General features: G+C 61.0%; 13 protein-coding genes. 7 read left to right on the top strand and 6 right to left on the bottom strand.

Annotated elements, in window-relative coordinates; genetic code table 11:
• Positions 1–49: 49 nt before the first annotated feature.
• The 3 genes from M1E16_RS15950 (at position 50) to M1E16_RS15940 (ending at position 2240) form a co-directional block, all read left to right on the top strand.
• Positions 50–391 carry a nuclear transport factor 2 family protein gene (locus tag M1E16_RS15950; protein WP_434573825.1) on the top strand — a complete coding sequence of 114 codons (342 nt, stop codon included), beginning with the start codon at positions 50–52 and terminating at the stop codon, positions 389–391.
• A 179-nt stretch (positions 392–570) separates the two neighbouring features.
• Positions 571–1692, top strand: coding sequence for a cell division protein ZapE (zapE, locus tag M1E16_RS15945; protein WP_434698307.1), 1122 nt, complete (start codon positions 571–573; stop codon positions 1690–1692).
• 53 nt (positions 1693–1745) lie between these two features.
• Positions 1746–2240 carry a GNAT family N-acetyltransferase gene (locus M1E16_RS15940; protein WP_458127840.1) on the top strand — a complete coding sequence of 165 codons (495 nt, stop codon included), beginning with the start codon at positions 1746–1748 and terminating at the stop codon, positions 2238–2240.
• A gap of 211 nt (positions 2241–2451) precedes the next feature.
• On the opposite strand, the gene M1E16_RS15935 is transcribed toward M1E16_RS15940, so the two are convergent.
• Positions 2452–4191, bottom strand: a complete 1740-nt coding sequence (locus M1E16_RS15935) for a phosphoethanolamine transferase CptA (RefSeq protein WP_434630566.1) — start codon at positions 4189–4191, stop codon at positions 2452–2454.
• 322 nt (positions 4192–4513) lie between these two features.
• Positions 4514–4687 carry a DUF6026 family protein gene (locus tag M1E16_RS15930; RefSeq protein WP_305500661.1) on the bottom strand — a complete coding sequence of 58 codons (174 nt, stop codon included), beginning with the start codon at positions 4685–4687 and terminating at the stop codon, positions 4514–4516.
• A gap of 273 nt (positions 4688–4960) precedes the next feature.
• On the opposite strand from M1E16_RS15930, the gene gnd reads away from it, so the two are divergent.
• The 3 genes from gnd to M1E16_RS15915 are packed head-to-tail and all read left to right on the top strand — an operon-like array spanning position 4961 to position 8276.
• The gene (gene gnd / locus M1E16_RS15925) at positions 4961–5941 is read left to right on the top strand and encodes a phosphogluconate dehydrogenase (NAD(+)-dependent, decarboxylating) (protein WP_305500662.1); all 981 of its coding nucleotides are present in this window, start codon (positions 4961–4963) and stop codon (positions 5939–5941) included.
• The gene (zwf, locus tag M1E16_RS15920) at positions 5938–7458 is read left to right on the top strand and encodes a glucose-6-phosphate dehydrogenase (RefSeq protein WP_458127839.1); all 1521 of its coding nucleotides are present in this window, start codon (positions 5938–5940) and stop codon (positions 7456–7458) included. The genes gnd and zwf overlap by 4 nt, the downstream gene beginning before the upstream one ends.
• Positions 7455–8276 (top strand): HAD family hydrolase, encoded by an 822-nt coding sequence (locus M1E16_RS15915; protein ID WP_458127838.1) that lies wholly within the window; start codon positions 7455–7457, stop codon positions 8274–8276. Before zwf ends, M1E16_RS15915 begins: the two co-directional genes overlap by 4 nt.
• Positions 8277–8346: 70 nt before the next feature.
• Here the strand turns inward: M1E16_RS15915 and nhaB are convergent, their stop codons facing one another.
• Both nhaB and M1E16_RS15905 read right to left on the bottom strand, forming a co-directional pair.
• Positions 8347–9849: a sodium/proton antiporter NhaB gene (nhaB, locus tag M1E16_RS15910; protein WP_434630576.1), complete on the bottom strand. Its 1503-nt coding sequence runs from the start codon at positions 9847–9849 to the stop codon at positions 8347–8349.
• A gap of 147 nt (positions 9850–9996) precedes the next feature.
• Positions 9997–10263, bottom strand: coding sequence for a hypothetical protein (locus M1E16_RS15905; RefSeq protein ID WP_030142711.1), 267 nt, complete (start codon positions 10261–10263; stop codon positions 9997–9999).
• Between the two features lie 341 nt (positions 10264–10604).
• On the opposite strand from M1E16_RS15905, the gene M1E16_RS15900 reads away from it, so the two are divergent.
• The gene (locus M1E16_RS15900) at positions 10605–11930 is read left to right on the top strand and encodes a sigma 54-interacting transcriptional regulator (protein ID WP_458127837.1); all 1326 of its coding nucleotides are present in this window, start codon (positions 10605–10607) and stop codon (positions 11928–11930) included.
• 138 nt (positions 11931–12068) lie between these two features.
• Here the strand turns inward: M1E16_RS15900 and M1E16_RS15895 are convergent, their stop codons facing one another.
• Together M1E16_RS15895 and M1E16_RS15890 are read right to left on the bottom strand one after the other, a co-directional pair.
• Positions 12069–13352: a hypothetical protein gene (locus tag M1E16_RS15895; protein WP_434573842.1), complete on the bottom strand. Its 1284-nt coding sequence runs from the start codon at positions 13350–13352 to the stop codon at positions 12069–12071.
• A gap of 47 nt (positions 13353–13399) precedes the next feature.
• Entirely contained in the window at positions 13400–14146 is a 747-nt protein-coding gene (locus M1E16_RS15890; protein WP_458127836.1) for a hypothetical protein, read from the bottom strand.
• Positions 14147–14158 lie beyond the last annotated feature (12 nt).

Raw genomic sequence — 14158 nt, 5'->3', positions numbered from 1 at the left:
AGCGCTGTTCTAGGATGACTCCGGATCGATACAACAAGGAGCCCCTGACATGTCCAATCCCGTCTCTTCCCTGGCCCCGGCCATCGCCGGCTACATCGCTGCCGCGAATGCTCGCGACAGCTCGGCGGTGACGCGTTTCTTCGCCGAGGATGCCAATGTGTTCGATGAAGGCAACCACCGGGTCGGTACCCAGGCCATCGCCCAATGGATGGAAGATACCGCGCGCCGTTACCAACCGCGGGTCGAAGTCCTCAACGTGCAGCAACGCACCGGAAAGGTGCTGGTCCATAACCTGATCTCCGGAACCTTTCCCGGCAGTCCACTGGAGTTGCGCTACACCTTCCGGCTCGATGAGCAGGGGAAGATCAGTCGGCTGGATATTTCCGCCTGATTTTTGTGGCGAGGGAGCTTGCTCCCGCTCGGTTGCGCAGCGACCGCAAAGCTTGGGGCTGCTACGCAACCCAGCGGGAGCAAGCTCCCTCGCCACGGGATTTGTGGTGAATCATGAAATACTTCTCGGATCCTGCTGCATGGCATACTCCAGACCTTCTCCTTCCGGACCCGGGTCGCATGACTTTCACTTCCCCCTTGAGCGCCTGGCAGCATGCCATCGAACACCACGGCTTCGTCCAGGACGAAGCCCAGGAGCTGGCAATCATGGCATTGGAGCAGTGCCATCAGGCGCTGCACGAAGGCCGCAAGGCAATCAAGGGTGTTTACCTGTGGGGACCGGTCGGGCGGGGCAAGACATGGCTCATGGATCGCTTTTATGAAAGCCTCGAGGTTCCGGCCCGTCGCCAGCATTTTCATCATTTCATGGCCTGGGTGCATCAGCGCTCGTTCCAGCTCACCGGCACGCCCGATCCGTTGCAGGCCCTGGCTCGGGAGCTGAGCCGAGAGGTGCGGGTGTTGTGCTTCGACGAGTTGTTCGTGACCGACATCGGCGATGCGATCATCCTCGGCCGCCTGTTCCAGGTGATGTTCGAGCTGGGCATGGTGGTGGTCAGCACGTCCAACCTGCCGCCGGATGAGCTGTACGCCAGCGGTCACAACCGTGAGCGCTTCCTGCCGACCATAACGGCCATCAAGCAGTACATGCAGGTCGTGCCGGTGAATGGCTGGCAGGATCATCGCCAGCACCCGGGCGCCTTGCAGCAGCGTTATTGGCTGCGTGACCCGGCCCAGCCTGATCCGTTGGCGGAGGTTTTCGCCCAGTTGAGCGCCGGGCAGAAAACCCGCAACCAGGCGCTTGAGGTCGGCCATCGCCAGATCGTTCCGGTCCAGGCCAGCGATACAGTGCTGTGGAGCCGTTACCCCGATCTTTGCGAGCAACCGTTCTCGGCGCTGGATTTCATGGCGCTGTGCGATCGTTTCAAGGCCATTCTGCTCAGTGACGTGCCCTGTCTGAGCGCCGAACAACGTGAAGGACGCATTGCCCGCGGCACCGAAGACGGGGTCGAGCGGGTCGAGGCCGGTGATCGCGAGCTGCCGCAGCTGTCGATTCATGACGACGGCGTACGGCGTTTCATTGCTTTGGTCGACGAATGTTATGACCGCAAAGTGCCGTTGTACCTGTCGGCCCAGGTGCCGATGGACCAGTTGTACACGCAGGGCTATCTGCAATTCCCGTTTCGCCGTACTCTCAGTCGCCTTCAGGAAATGCAACTGCAACGTTTTGGTCAGCCCGCCTGACCCGACCCTGCCGACGCCAAGCCGTCGGCCTTATCGAAACGAGATGGAAGATCATGGAAGAAGCCAAGGATATCCTTGTACTGCAAGCCAGCTACACCAACCCGGTCCACGCCGAAGCGATCTGCCATGTGCTCAACGGGTATGCCGAGGATCCGATGGGCGGTGGGCACTCGCTGCCGACCGAGGTGTTGGCCCATCTGCCTGAAGAGCTGGCCAAGCGCCCCCACGCCTTCAGTGTGCTGGCGTTCGTCAATGGCGAACCGGCGGGGTTGGTCAACTGTTTCGAGGGTTTTTCGACCTTCGCTTGCCGGCCTTTGGTGAATGTCCACGATGTAGCCGTGATGCCGGCGTTTCGTGGGCTTGGCCTGAGCCAGAAGATGCTGCAGAAAGTCGAAGACATCGCCCGCCAGCGCGGGTGCTGCAAGATCACCCTGGAAGTGCTGGAAGGCAACGCCGTGGCCCAGGCCAGTTATGCCAAGTTCGGCTTTGCCGCCGGCATGTTCGACCCGGCCCACGGGCGCATGCTGTTCTGGATCAAGCCCCTCTAAGGGCGTCATGAGGTTCACTTAGAACCCGTGGCGAGGGAGCTTGCTCCCGCTGGGCCGCGAAGCGGCCCCAAAACCAGCCAAATGCAGAGCATCAGACACACCGCACCCGCAGGTTTACGGCTGCTTCGCAGCCGAGCGGGAGCAAGCTCCCTCGCCACGGGATTGCCTCAAGTGAACCGCATTACTCCAGATGCGGGCTGTGGCTTTTCGACTACTTCTGCACGACCTGGCCAGCAGGGCCCTTGGGCTGCATCAGGCTGAAATCGATCAGCCCCTTGCGCTGGTCCTGGTAGGGGTTGCCGATCAACAGCGGCCGTGACTTGAAGTCATCGCTGACCAGGCTCTTGCTGCGATCGAGCTCATCAAAGCTCAAGCCCGCCATGTCCGCCCAGGTGTGAATCAGGTGCGAGCTGCTGTAGGGCCGCGACAGGTCGCCAGCGAAATTCCAGTCATGGGTTTCGCGCCACTTCGGCGAGGCCCACGCCATGAACGGGATGGTGTACATCGGCGCTGTCGGCTTGGCCTCGTTGCGGCCCAGGGTGCCATGGCCCGGTGAATCGAAGACGTCTTCGCCGTGGTCCGACAGATACAGCAGGAAGCCGTTGGGGTCGCTCTTGGCGTAGTCCTTGATCAGGCTGGACACCACGAAGTCGTTGTACAGCACCGCGTTGTCGTAGCTGTTGTAGGTCGGCACCTGATCGTCACGCACCCCGGCAGGCACGCCTTGGCGGTCGGTGAATTTGTTGAAGGTCGGCGGATACCGATACTGATAACTCATGTGGGTGCCGAGCAGGTGCACCACGATCAGCTTGCGCGGCGCGGTGTCGGCCAAGGCTTTGTTGAAGGGCTCGATCACGTCGCCGTCGTACTGTGCGGCGTTCTGGTTGCGGTTGTTGTTCAGGTAGACCTGCTCATCGGCCTGTTGCGAAAACGTCGTGAGCATGGTGTTGCGCTTGGTCATGGTCTGCTGGTTGGTGATCCAGAACGTCTTGTAGCCGGCCTGTTTCATCATGCTCACCAGCGATGGCGTGCTGAGATAAAGGTCCGGATTCTCCTCGTCGGCGAAAGTCAGTACCTGCTGCAGGGCCTCGATGGTATAGGGGCGCGGGGTAATGACATTGTCAAAGACCGAGAGCTGGTCCTTGAGCTTGTCCAGCTCCGGCGTGGTTTCTCTCGGATAGCCGTACAGGCTCATGCGCTGGCGGTTGGTCGATTCGCCGATGACCAGCACCAGGGTGGCCGGCTCATTGGCCATGGTGTCCTGAAGGTTGCGCAGGGGCGCAATCTTGCTGGTGCTGTGGAGCATGCCCTGCATGTTTTCCAGCTGTTCGGTGTAGCGGCGGTACGCTACCAGCATCTGCCAGGGCACCGCCGGCTCGACGCGGCTCTCGAACTTCTCGAAGCCCTTGGCCAGGCTGCCAGTGCGCAGGGTCTGCTTGGTCAGCGGGTAGCCGACCACGGCCACCATGATGACCAGCGCTGCCGCCCAGGCCTGGCTGCGTGGCAGGTAGACCGGGCGCAGGCGCGTCCAGAGGAAGTAACCGACCAGGGTATGCGCCAGGAACGCCGGCACCATCCACCAGGCGAAATACTGGGTCATGTATTCGCCAGCTTCGGACACGTTCGACTCGAACATGATGAAGATGACGCTTTGGGAAAATTCCTGCTGGTAGATGAAGAAATAGCCCAGGCTGGCCATGGAGCAAGCCCAGAGCACGATCCCGATGATCGCGGCAAGCAGGCGGGTGCGGGCGGGGAAGAGCAGCAGCGGTGCCAACCACAACGCACTCATCACGAAGGCCTGGCGAAACCCGGCGAACCCGGCGGTGCCGCTCGACAGGATCAGCAGTTGGGTGATGCCGGAAAAATACCAGAAGAACAGAAACAGCCAGCCGAACCCGGCCCAATCGAAACCTTTCGCAGTCGTTTTGCTGCGTTTGAACACACTCATCAAGCGCTCCAGCGTTCACCGACGAGACTGCTGGCACCGGACTGGTGCGCACGGGCCATCGCCGTAACTATTTGTGATTGCAGGATTATTACGGACCAGGTGTGAAAACTTCGTGAGTTTTTCGCGATCCGTGCATCCGGAACTGCTGGAGGCCTGGTGGCGAGGGAGCTTGCTCCCGTTCGGTTGCGCAGCGACCGCAATTTTTAGGGGGCGCTGCGCACCCCAGCGGGAGCAAGCTCCCTCGCCACAGGGTCTGCGGTGTTCTTTCGTCGTGACACCGGTTTGCCCGGCGTCACCAAAGTGTCTTGCCCGGAGGACAGGATCAGCGAGCCAAAGCCTGGCCCTGGTGTGAGAGCTGTGCGTGTTGCAACTGCATGCGCAACTGCGTCACTTCATCAAGCAGCAGATCACGCTCTTCCTTCAGCAGGCGTAATTCGTCGCGACGAATGGTCACATAAAGGGTTTGTGGAGGACGTGCGGTAACGACAGGGCCCATTGCTCACCTCGCAAATGGCTACATCAACTAGAGAGATGTCGTCAGTTTCTTGGCGACAATTCTTTATCGGCACCAATTCTGAATACTTTTGCCCGTTGATGGAACTTTTTTATTTTTCATGGTCCGCGTGTCTTCGGCCGGTTTTTGAACGTTATCCTTTGTGATCGGGCGATTTACCCGGAAACTATGCGGCAATGCTCTGGACTAACCTCCACAAGTCACCTTGAGCTAAACCTTTGACACACCTTTATTTGTAGTAGGGAGCATCAGCACATGCAACTCGGGATCATTGGACTGGGCCGCATGGGCGGCAATATTGCGCGGCGCCTGATGCTCAATGGGCACACCACCGTCGTCTATGACCGCAATGCCGCTTTTGTCGAAAACCTGAGCCAGGAAGGCGCGACGGGCGTCGCGGACCTGCCGGCGCTGGTCGCCGGCCTGGAGAAGCCTCGGGCTGTCTGGGTCATGCTGCCGGCCGGCGCACCCACCGAAGACACCATCAACGTGCTCAGCGACCTGCTCGAGCCGGGGGACGTCATCATTGATGGCGGCAACACGTACTACAAGGACGACATCCGGCGCGCCCAGGCGCTGTCGGAAAAAGGCTTGAACTACATCGACGTCGGTACCTCCGGCGGCGTCTGGGGGCTTGAGCGCGGCTATTGCATGATGATCGGCGGCGACACTGAAGTCGTGCGGCGCCTGGACCCGTTGTTCGAAAGCCTCGCGCCGGGCATCGGCGATATCCCGCGTACCCGTGACCGCAAGTCTGACGACGACCGCGCCGAGCGTGGCTACATCCATGCGGGCCCGGCCGGTTCCGGTCATTTCGTCAAGATGATCCACAACGGCATCGAATACGGAATGATGCAGGCCTTCGCCGAGGGCTTCGACATCCTCAAGACCAAATCCAGCGAAAGCCTGCCACCGGAGCAGCGTTTCGACCTCAACCTGGCCGATATCGCCGAGGTCTGGCGGCGTGGCAGCGTGGTTTCGTCCTGGCTGCTGGACCTGACCGCTGATGCGTTGGCCAGCGATCCGAAGCTCGATGGCTTCTCCGGCGAGGTCGCCGACAGCGGGGAAGGCCGTTGGACCATCGAAGCGGCCATCGAGCAAGCGGTGCCGGTACCGGTGCTGTCCAGTTCGCTGTTCGCCCGTTTCCGTTCCCGCCAGCAAGCCACCTATGGCGACAAGATGCTCTCGGCCATGCGCTTCGGCTTTGGCGGCCATGTGGAGACGCCGAAAAAATGACCTCGATCGGCAGGAAATCCAAGGCAGAACCGGCACCACCGAGCACGTTGTTCCTGTTCGGTGCTCATGGAGACCTGGTCAAGCGTTTGCTCATGCCGGCGCTCTACCACCTGAGTCGTGACGGGTTGTTGGGGGATGGCCTGCAGATCATTGGTGTCGACCACAACGCTATCAGCGATGTGGATTTTGCAAAGAAACTCGAGGATTTCATCCGTAACGAAGCGGCGAGCAAGGGCGGCGACCCCGACCAGGCGCTCGATCCGGTGCTTTGGGCCAGCCTGGCCCAGGGCATCAGTTACGTCCAGGGTGATTTTCTCGATGACAGTACCTACGAAGCGCTGGCGGCGAAGATCGCCGCCAGCGGCACCGGCAATGCGGTCTTCTACCTGGCGACCGCGCCACGCTTTTTCAGTGAAGTGGTCCGCCGCCTTGGCGCGGCCGGGCTGCTTCAAGAGCAGGATGACGCCTTCCGGCGCGTGGTGATCGAGAAGCCGTTCGGCTCCGACCTGCAAACCGCCGAGGCGCTCAATGCCTGCCTGCTCAAGGTGATGAGTGAAAAGCAGATCTACCGGATCGACCATTACCTGGGCAAGGAAACGGTGCAGAACATTCTTGTCAGCCGTTTCTCCAACAGCCTGTTCGAGGCGTTCTGGAACAATCACTACATCGACCACGTACAGATTACCGCCGCCGAAACTGTCGGCGTGGAAACCCGTGGCAGCTTTTATGAACATACCGGTGCCCTGCGGGACATGGTGCCCAATCACCTGTTCCAGTTGCTGGCGATGGTTGCCATGGAGCCGCCGGCCGCGTTCGGCGCCGACGCGGTGCGAGGCGAAAAGGCCAAGGTGGTGGGCGCAATCCGGCCCTGGTCGGTCGAGCAGGCTCGAGCCAACTCGGTGCGCGGCCAGTACACGGCGGGTGAGATCAACGGCAACCCTGTCAGCGGTTACCGCGAGGAAACCAATGTCGCGCCCGGCAGCAGCACCGAAACCTACGTTGCGCTCAAGGTCATGATCGATAACTGGCGGTGGGTAGGCGTGCCGTTCTACCTGCGCACCGGCAAGCGCATGAGCGTGCGCGACACGGAAATCGTCATTTGCTTCAAGCCGGCACCGTATGCGCAGTTTCGTGACACCGAGGTCGACGAACTGCAACCTACGTACCTGAGAATCCAGATTCAGCCCAACGAAGGCATGTGGTTCGACCTGCTGGCCAAGCGGCCCGGGCCGGCACTCGACATGGCGAATATCGAGCTGGGCTTTGCCTACAAGGACTTCTTTGAAATGCAGCCATCAACGGGTTACGAGACCCTGATCTATGATTGCCTGACGGGCGACCAGACGCTGTTCCAGCGCGCCGACAACATTGAAAACGGCTGGCGCGCGGTGCAACCCTTCCTCGATGCCTGGCGCGAGGATGCAAGCGTCCAGCCTTACCAGGCTGGCGAGGATGGCCCGGCGGCGGCGCACGATCTGTTGACTCGCGATGATCGCGTCTGGCATGGCCTCGGATGACTGATCAGTTGAAACGTCCTATCCGCTTCCTGCTCAGTGACATGGACGGCACTTTGTTGCTTCCTGACCACAGCCTCAACCAGCGCACCATCGAAGCCGTCCGCTCCTTGCGTGAGGCCGGCGTGCTGTTCAGTCTCGCCACCGGGCGTCCGCCCCGGGCGATGTTGCAGCAGATCGAAGCCCTGGGTGTCGACCTGCCCACGGCGGCGTTCAACGGCGGTACGCTGGTGCACCCCGATGGCAGTTTTCTCGCCGTTCATTACTTGCCGCCTGAAGCGGCGTTGAGCACCCTGGCCCTGTACGCCGACCAACCGGGCATCGAGGTCTGGGTGTTCGCCGATGGCGAGTGGCTGGTGCGCGATGCCCATGGGCCGATGGTGCCGGTTGAAACCCGTGGCCTGGGTTATCCGCCCTTGGAGGTAGAAAGCTTCGAGCCTTACCTTGAACGCATCGACAAGATCGTTGCGACCAGTGCCAATACCGATCTGCTGGTCGAACTGGAGGCTCGCTTGCATCCGCTGCTCAAGGGCCAGGCCCAGGTGTCGCGTTCGCAACCGATCTACCTGGACGTGACGGCGATGAAGGCGAACAAAGGGGAGGCGCTGTCAACGCTGGCGGACTACCTCGGCGTGCCGCTGGAGCAGACCGCCGCCATGGGGGACGGTGGCAACGACCCGGCGATGTTCCATCGCGCGGGGCTGTCGATTGCCATGGGGCAGGCGGAAGAGGCGATCAAGCGTCAGGCTGACGTGATCACCGCCGCCAATACCGAGGACGGCGCGGCGCTGGCGATCGAGCGGTACATCCTGCCGGGCTAGGCTGCCATGCGCTCTTGTGGGAGGGAGCAAGCTCCCTCGCCACAAAAAACACAGGTATCGAGCGATAGCTCTATAGCCAATAGGTCACCGCATACCAGCCAAGGCCGCCCATCACCACCGTATACGGCACGGCCATCCAGACCATCCGACCGTAGGACAGGCGGATCAGCGGAGCGATCGCCGACGTCAGCAGAAACAGGAACGCTGCCTGGCCGTTGGGCGTGGCGACGCTGGGCAGGTTGGTGCCGGTGTTGATGGCGACCGCCAGGGTCTCGAACTGCTCGCGGCTCATGTGGCCGGCCACAAAGGCCTGTTTCACTTCGGTGATATAGATGGTGGCGACGAAGACGTTGTCGCTGATGGCCGACAACAGGCCATTGGCGATGAACAGCATGCCGGGCTGTTGATCGGCCGGCAGGGCCAGGACCCATTGGATCAGCGGTGTAAACAGCTGCTGGTCATGAATGACCGCGACCACCGCAAAGAACACCACCAGCAGCGCAGTGAACGGCATGGCGTCCTTGAATGCGCTGCCGAGTCGGTGCTCGTCAGTGATTCCGGTAAAGGCGGTGATCAGGACGATCACTGCCAGGCCGATCAGGCCGACCTCGGCAATGTGCAGGGCCAGGGCGACGATCAGGAGCAGCGCCGCGAGACCCTGGACGATGAGTGCCGCGCGTTGGCGTGCGGTGCGATCGAGATTGTCCTGTTCGGCGTAATCGGCCAGAACCGCTCGCACATTCTCCGGCAGCAGCGTGCCATAGCCGAACCAGCGCAGCTTCTCCAGCGCCACGCAGGTCACCAGTCCGGCTACCAGAACCGGCAGCGACACCGGCGCGACCTTGAGGAAGAATTCCGCGAAATGCCAACCCATCTCATGGCCGATCAGCAGGTTCTGCGGTTCGCCCACCAAAGTACAGACACCACCCAACGCGGTGCCCACGGCGCCATGCATCAGCAGGCTGCGCAGGAACGCGCGGAACTGGTCCAGGTCTTCATGGTGCAGGGAAGGCAGGTCATGGTCTTCATCAACGCTGCTGTCCTGGCGCGGGTCATTGCCGGACGCAACGCGGTGATACACCGAATAGAACCCGACGGCGGCACTGATGATCACCGCGGTGACCGTCAGTGCATCGAGAAACGCCGAGAGAAACGCCGAGAGAAAGCAGAACATCAAGGAAAGCAGCGCCTTGGAGCGCACGCCCAACAGCAGGCGCGAGAACAGAAACAGCAGCAGATCCTTCATGAAATAGATGCCCGCCACCATGAACATCAGCAGCAGGATGACCGGGAAGTTGTGAAGCAGTTCGTCATACAGGGCCTTGGGCGTGGTCATGCCCATGGCCAGGGCTTCGATCATCAACAGTCCGCCCGGCATCAGCGGGTAGCATTTCAGCGCCATGGCGAGGGTGAAGATGAACTCCACAACCAACAGCCAGCCGGTAACGACCGGGCCGAGTGTGAATAGCACCACGGCGTTGAGAATCAGGAAGGTGATGATGCACGCCTTGTACCAGCGCGGAGAATGCCCCAGAAAGTTGTGCGCGAACGCTTGAGCCATTGGGCCGGACATTGGCTGCTCCTTTTAATTAGAAGCGCGCAAATTGCCGTAACAAAAGAGGAATATCAAGCGTGGGGCCGGATAAATCCGGCCTCAGTGCCGATTAAGGCTTTCGATCCGATGCCAGGCCCGGCAAACAACCACCGGCTGGTCATGGATTTATTCAGGCATGGACCACGATTGCAGTTTGTAACCTTCCTGGCTCAACTCGGCACGGGCCTGCTTCAACAGGTCGGCAAGTTGCGCTGGGTCCGTATAGGCACTGCTGGGGATCTGGGTCCGGCCGATGTGGGTGTTGGTGCGGTCGATGACGGTCAGGCTGAGTTCGCCGTTACCGTCTTGTGGGGCCCAGGCCACGCATTGGAAAGGACGGAATGCGCGGTCGGCAATCAAAAGAGCTTCGTTGATACGGAGCGGGGCGTTCATGGCGTTATCTCTCAATAGTGCCCAATCAAATGATCTGCCGTCGGTTGGGCGTACCGTGCGGCTGGTTACTTGTACTGATGTCCCGAACCCGGGAGCAGGTCACACAATCGATGAATAAATTTCGATTTTCTTTCAGACCAGGCTTTCGGACTTTTGTTTGAAAGGGGGATGAAAGATTCGCAGCGAGGTGAACTAACGAAACGCCCGCTTATAACCGGTTCTCTGATGTCCTGATAACTAATCGATACAAGCAAGTGTCAAGTTCTTGCTACTGTTACATGCAGGTTCGCCAAACGCCTGTTTCTAATCATATTTCCTTATTTTGGCGCCAAGGATCAGTCGTGATTGAAACCAGTGCGTTGCGTCGTCTGCTCGTGGTCGATCCTTGCGATGATTGCTATCGCCTGTTACCGGGCCTGCGCGACATCGGTTGGGACGTCGACAGCTGCTCCCTGGAACACGCCAGCGACCGGACGTGTGACGTCGGCTTGTTGCGCCTGCAGCCTTTTCACCTGGAGCGTCCCGAGGCCGTCAAGGAATTGATTCGCCGCAGCGGCGCCGAGTGGATCGCCGTGCTCAGTCAGGAAGTGCTGCGCCTGCAAAACGTCGGCGATTTTGTCTGCGAATGGTTTTTTGACTTCCATACCTTGCCGTTCGATGTCTCCCGCGTCCAGGTGACATTGGGCCGGGCGTTCGGCATGGCGCGGTTGAGGGGGCGGGGCGCGGTTCACATCAATCAGCCTGAACATGAGCTGCTGGGCGACAGCAAGCCGATTCGCGAGCTGCGCAAATTATTGGGCAAGCTGGCCCCCGCCGAGTCGCCGGTATTGATTCGTGGTGAAAGCGGCACGGGCAAGGAGCTGGTCGCGCGCACCCTGCATTGCCAATCGCACCGGCGTAACAAGCCGTTCATTGCCATAAATTGTGGCGCGATCCCCGAGCACCTGATCCAGTCCGAGCTGTTCGGCCACGAGAAGGGCGCTTTCACCGGCGCTCATCAACGCAAGATCGGACGGATCGAAGCCGCTCATGGCGGCACGTTGTTTCTCGATGAGATCGGCGATCTGCCGTTGGAGCTGCAGGCCAACCTGCTGCGCTTTTTGCAGGAAAAGCACATCGAGCGTGTAGGCGGCAGCCAACCGATTGCCGTCGATGTGAGGGTGCTGGCGGCGACGCATGTCGACCTGGAGGCGGCCATCGAGCATCGGCGTTTTCGTGAGGACCTGTATTACCGCCTCAACGTCTTGCAAGTGGTCATGGCACCGCTGCGCGAACGCCATGGCGACCTGTCGATGCTGGCCAGCCACTTTGCCCATTTCTACAGCCACGAAACCGGTCGCCGGCCGCGCAGTTTCAGCGAGGACGCGCTAGCGGCGATGGGCATGCACGACTGGCCCGGCAATGTGCGGGAGCTGGCCAACCGCGTCCGTCGCGGCCTGGTGCTGGCCGAAGGACGGCAGATCGAGGCTCGCGACCTTGGCCTTGTCGGCCAGCAGGGCGTCGCCGCACCGATGGGTACCCTGGAAGACTACAAGACCCGCGCCGAGCGCCAGGCGTTGAGCGATGTGCTCAACCGCCACAGCGATAACCTCAGCGTGGCGGCCCGCGTGCTGGGCGTTTCGCGGCCGACGTTCTATCGGCTGTTGCACAAGCATCAGATTCGCTGAGCAGCCCAACGACCAGTCAAAAAGTGGGAGCGAGCCTGCTCGCGAAGGCGGCGGATCAGCCACAATCATGTCGACTGACACACCGTCTTCGCGAGCAGGCTCGCTCCCACAGCGGAATGTCGTGGGGCGTCACCGGCCTTAGAAGTAATACGGCAATTTCAGGCTGAAGGTGAAATCCGGCGCATCGTCGGTCAGCCCGATGGACAGGTTGGGCACGATGGTCAGGTTGTCGCTGGCGGCCACCGTCATGCCGATGTTGAAGTATCCGGCGTTGGCGTCGCTGGAGACCACCGATTCCCAGTCCCCGCCGTCCTGCTTGAGCTTGCTTTTCTTCTGGATCAGGTCCGAGACCGAGAACGACATGCTCATCTTCTCGTTCAAGGCAAAGGCGATGCCCGCGCCGATCTGGAAGCTGTCGCCGATGCGCACCTTGCCTGGCACTTCCTGGTTGACGGTGGAACTGATGTCGTCGAACGACTCTTCGAAGTTGTGGGTGTAGGACAGGCTGCCGAACAGTACTGCCGGGTCGAAGGTCTTGACCAGGGATATCCCGGGCGTGATCGACCACACGCCGTTACCGGTGGGCAGGTCTTCCGGCACGAACAGGTTGGTGTTGGCCTGGGACTGGCGCAGCTTGATGCCGAACGGATCCTTGCCGGTGGGTGCCTTGACGCGCAGGGTCACCACCGCGTCCGGGCTGTTGACCGATTCATCCATGAACTTGTACGCAATGCCGAAATTGACGTCGCCGATGGTGGGGTCGCGGGTCACCGTTTCTTCGCTGGTGACGCCGGCCGCGCCCTGGTTGGCGCCACCGGACTGGTAAGTGGACTCGCGGTAGATCACCGGCACGTTGAGGTCGAACTGCCAGCGATTGTCGAAGTTGTAGCGACCGGTAAGGTCCAGGGTCCAGGTGTCCGCCTTGATCCGGTCCAGGTTGATGTTGCCAAGGAAAATCGAATCCAGGGCCAGGAAGCCGTTGAGGATCAGTTGCCGGGTGTCGTACCGCGAGTAGGTCACGCCGGTTTCGAAGCTGAATTTGCCGCCGCCGAAAAAGCCGCTGGCTTCGTCATACAGGTTGGAGACGCTCTGGGCCGGTTGCGAGTCGTCGGCCAGGGATTGCCCGTAACCACTGCCACCCGCCGTTGCCGCGCCGCTGCCGGCCACGCCTTGGTTGCCTTTCATGTCGGCGGGAGACTTGGCCAGGCGCTTGGGCGGCGGGGCGGCGGGTTGATCCTCGACCTGGCGGACTCGCTGTTCGAGTACCGCCAGGGCTTTTTGCTGGACCTCGTAGCGTTGCTTGAGCTCGAGAAGTTCTTGCTTCAGGGCCTCGATGTCCGCGTCCGGTGCCGCTTGCAGCACGGTCGCCGGAAACATCGTGCTTAAACACATCACAGCGCGCAACGATACGGATCGATACATGAAATATGCCGTCCCTAGTTAGCCCAATGATCGGAGATCAGCGTAGTTCAATATCCGAGGTTTCGAAGGCCACGCAGCTGCGTCAGGTTGCAGTCCAATGCCCCGGCGCTGGGGCCGTTGCTGTTCAGCACCACGTTGAGCTGGGTCATGTTGTTGACCAGGTTGCCGTTGCCCAGCAGGCGGGTGTTTTGCAGCAAGCCGCCCTGGGCAACCTGTTGCAGGGTGCTGCCCTGGTTGTGGTTGGCCTGGATTGCCATCTGCACGCCGCTGCCGGTGGCGGTGACCGCCACGCTGCCGGCGGCGTTGCTGCCGCTGATGGTCTGGCCCTTGTCGAGCAATTGGCCTTGGGCGGGCGCCAGGGCAGATGCCTGGCTGCTTTCTTTCACGTTGATGCTGACATTGTTGTACGCGCTGTTGCTGTCGCCCGCGGCGCGCACGCTCTGGGTTACGCCCTGGCCCGAGCCGAGACCGGCGCCGCCGGTGATCGTGCCGCCACCCTGTTCCGGGGCGCTGCCGTTGCCGGTCTGCTTGATCGTGGAGACGTAGAACTGCGGTTTGACCGTTGCAGCCTGGATCTGCATGGAACTGGAAGCGCCGATCAGGTCGCCACTGGCGTTGCGCCAGGTGCTGCTCATGACGATGCCAAAACTGATGACTCGTCCGGGCATGACGTAGCGACCACGCAGCTCGGCGAGCTCCTGGTCCTGGACTTCGATCGGTTTGAAACCGGCGTGGGCAAGACCCGACGTCGTTGCGGCCAGGCAGGCCAGCGTGAGCCAGTATGAGCGTTTCATCTGTTGCTCCCG

Source organism: Pseudomonas sp. Z2-11 (assembly GCF_054161305.1).
Note: the sequence above shows the minus strand (reverse complement) of the source record. Positions and strands in the feature narration are given on the sequence as shown.

Excerpts from the sequence above, each read along its gene's own strand:
- M1E16_RS15950 (WP_434573825.1), top strand. The coding sequence starts at position 50 with ATGTCCAATCCCGTCTCTTCCCTGGCCCCGGCCATCGCCGGCTACATC.
- zapE (WP_434698307.1), top strand. The coding sequence starts at position 571 with ATGACTTTCACTTCCCCCTTGAGCGCCTGGCAGCATGCCATCGAACAC.
- M1E16_RS15940 (WP_458127840.1), top strand. The coding sequence starts at position 1,746 with ATGGAAGAAGCCAAGGATATCCTTGTACTGCAAGCCAGCTACACCAAC.
- M1E16_RS15935 (WP_434630566.1), bottom strand. The coding sequence starts at position 4,191 with ATGAGTGTGTTCAAACGCAGCAAAACGACTGCGAAAGGTTTCGATTGG.
- M1E16_RS15930 (WP_305500661.1), bottom strand. The coding sequence starts at position 4,687 with ATGGGCCCTGTCGTTACCGCACGTCCTCCACAAACCCTTTATGTGACC.
- gnd (WP_305500662.1), top strand. The coding sequence starts at position 4,961 with ATGCAACTCGGGATCATTGGACTGGGCCGCATGGGCGGCAATATTGCG.
- zwf (WP_458127839.1), top strand. The coding sequence starts at position 5,938 with ATGACCTCGATCGGCAGGAAATCCAAGGCAGAACCGGCACCACCGAGC.
- M1E16_RS15915 (WP_458127838.1), top strand. The coding sequence starts at position 7,455 with ATGACTGATCAGTTGAAACGTCCTATCCGCTTCCTGCTCAGTGACATG.
- nhaB (WP_434630576.1), bottom strand. The coding sequence starts at position 9,849 with ATGTCCGGCCCAATGGCTCAAGCGTTCGCGCACAACTTTCTGGGGCAT.
- M1E16_RS15905 (WP_030142711.1), bottom strand. The coding sequence starts at position 10,263 with ATGAACGCCCCGCTCCGTATCAACGAAGCTCTTTTGATTGCCGACCGC.
- M1E16_RS15895 (WP_434573842.1), bottom strand. The coding sequence starts at position 13,352 with ATGTATCGATCCGTATCGTTGCGCGCTGTGATGTGTTTAAGCACGATG.
- M1E16_RS15890 (WP_458127836.1), bottom strand. The coding sequence starts at position 14,146 with ATGAAACGCTCATACTGGCTCACGCTGGCCTGCCTGGCCGCAACGACG.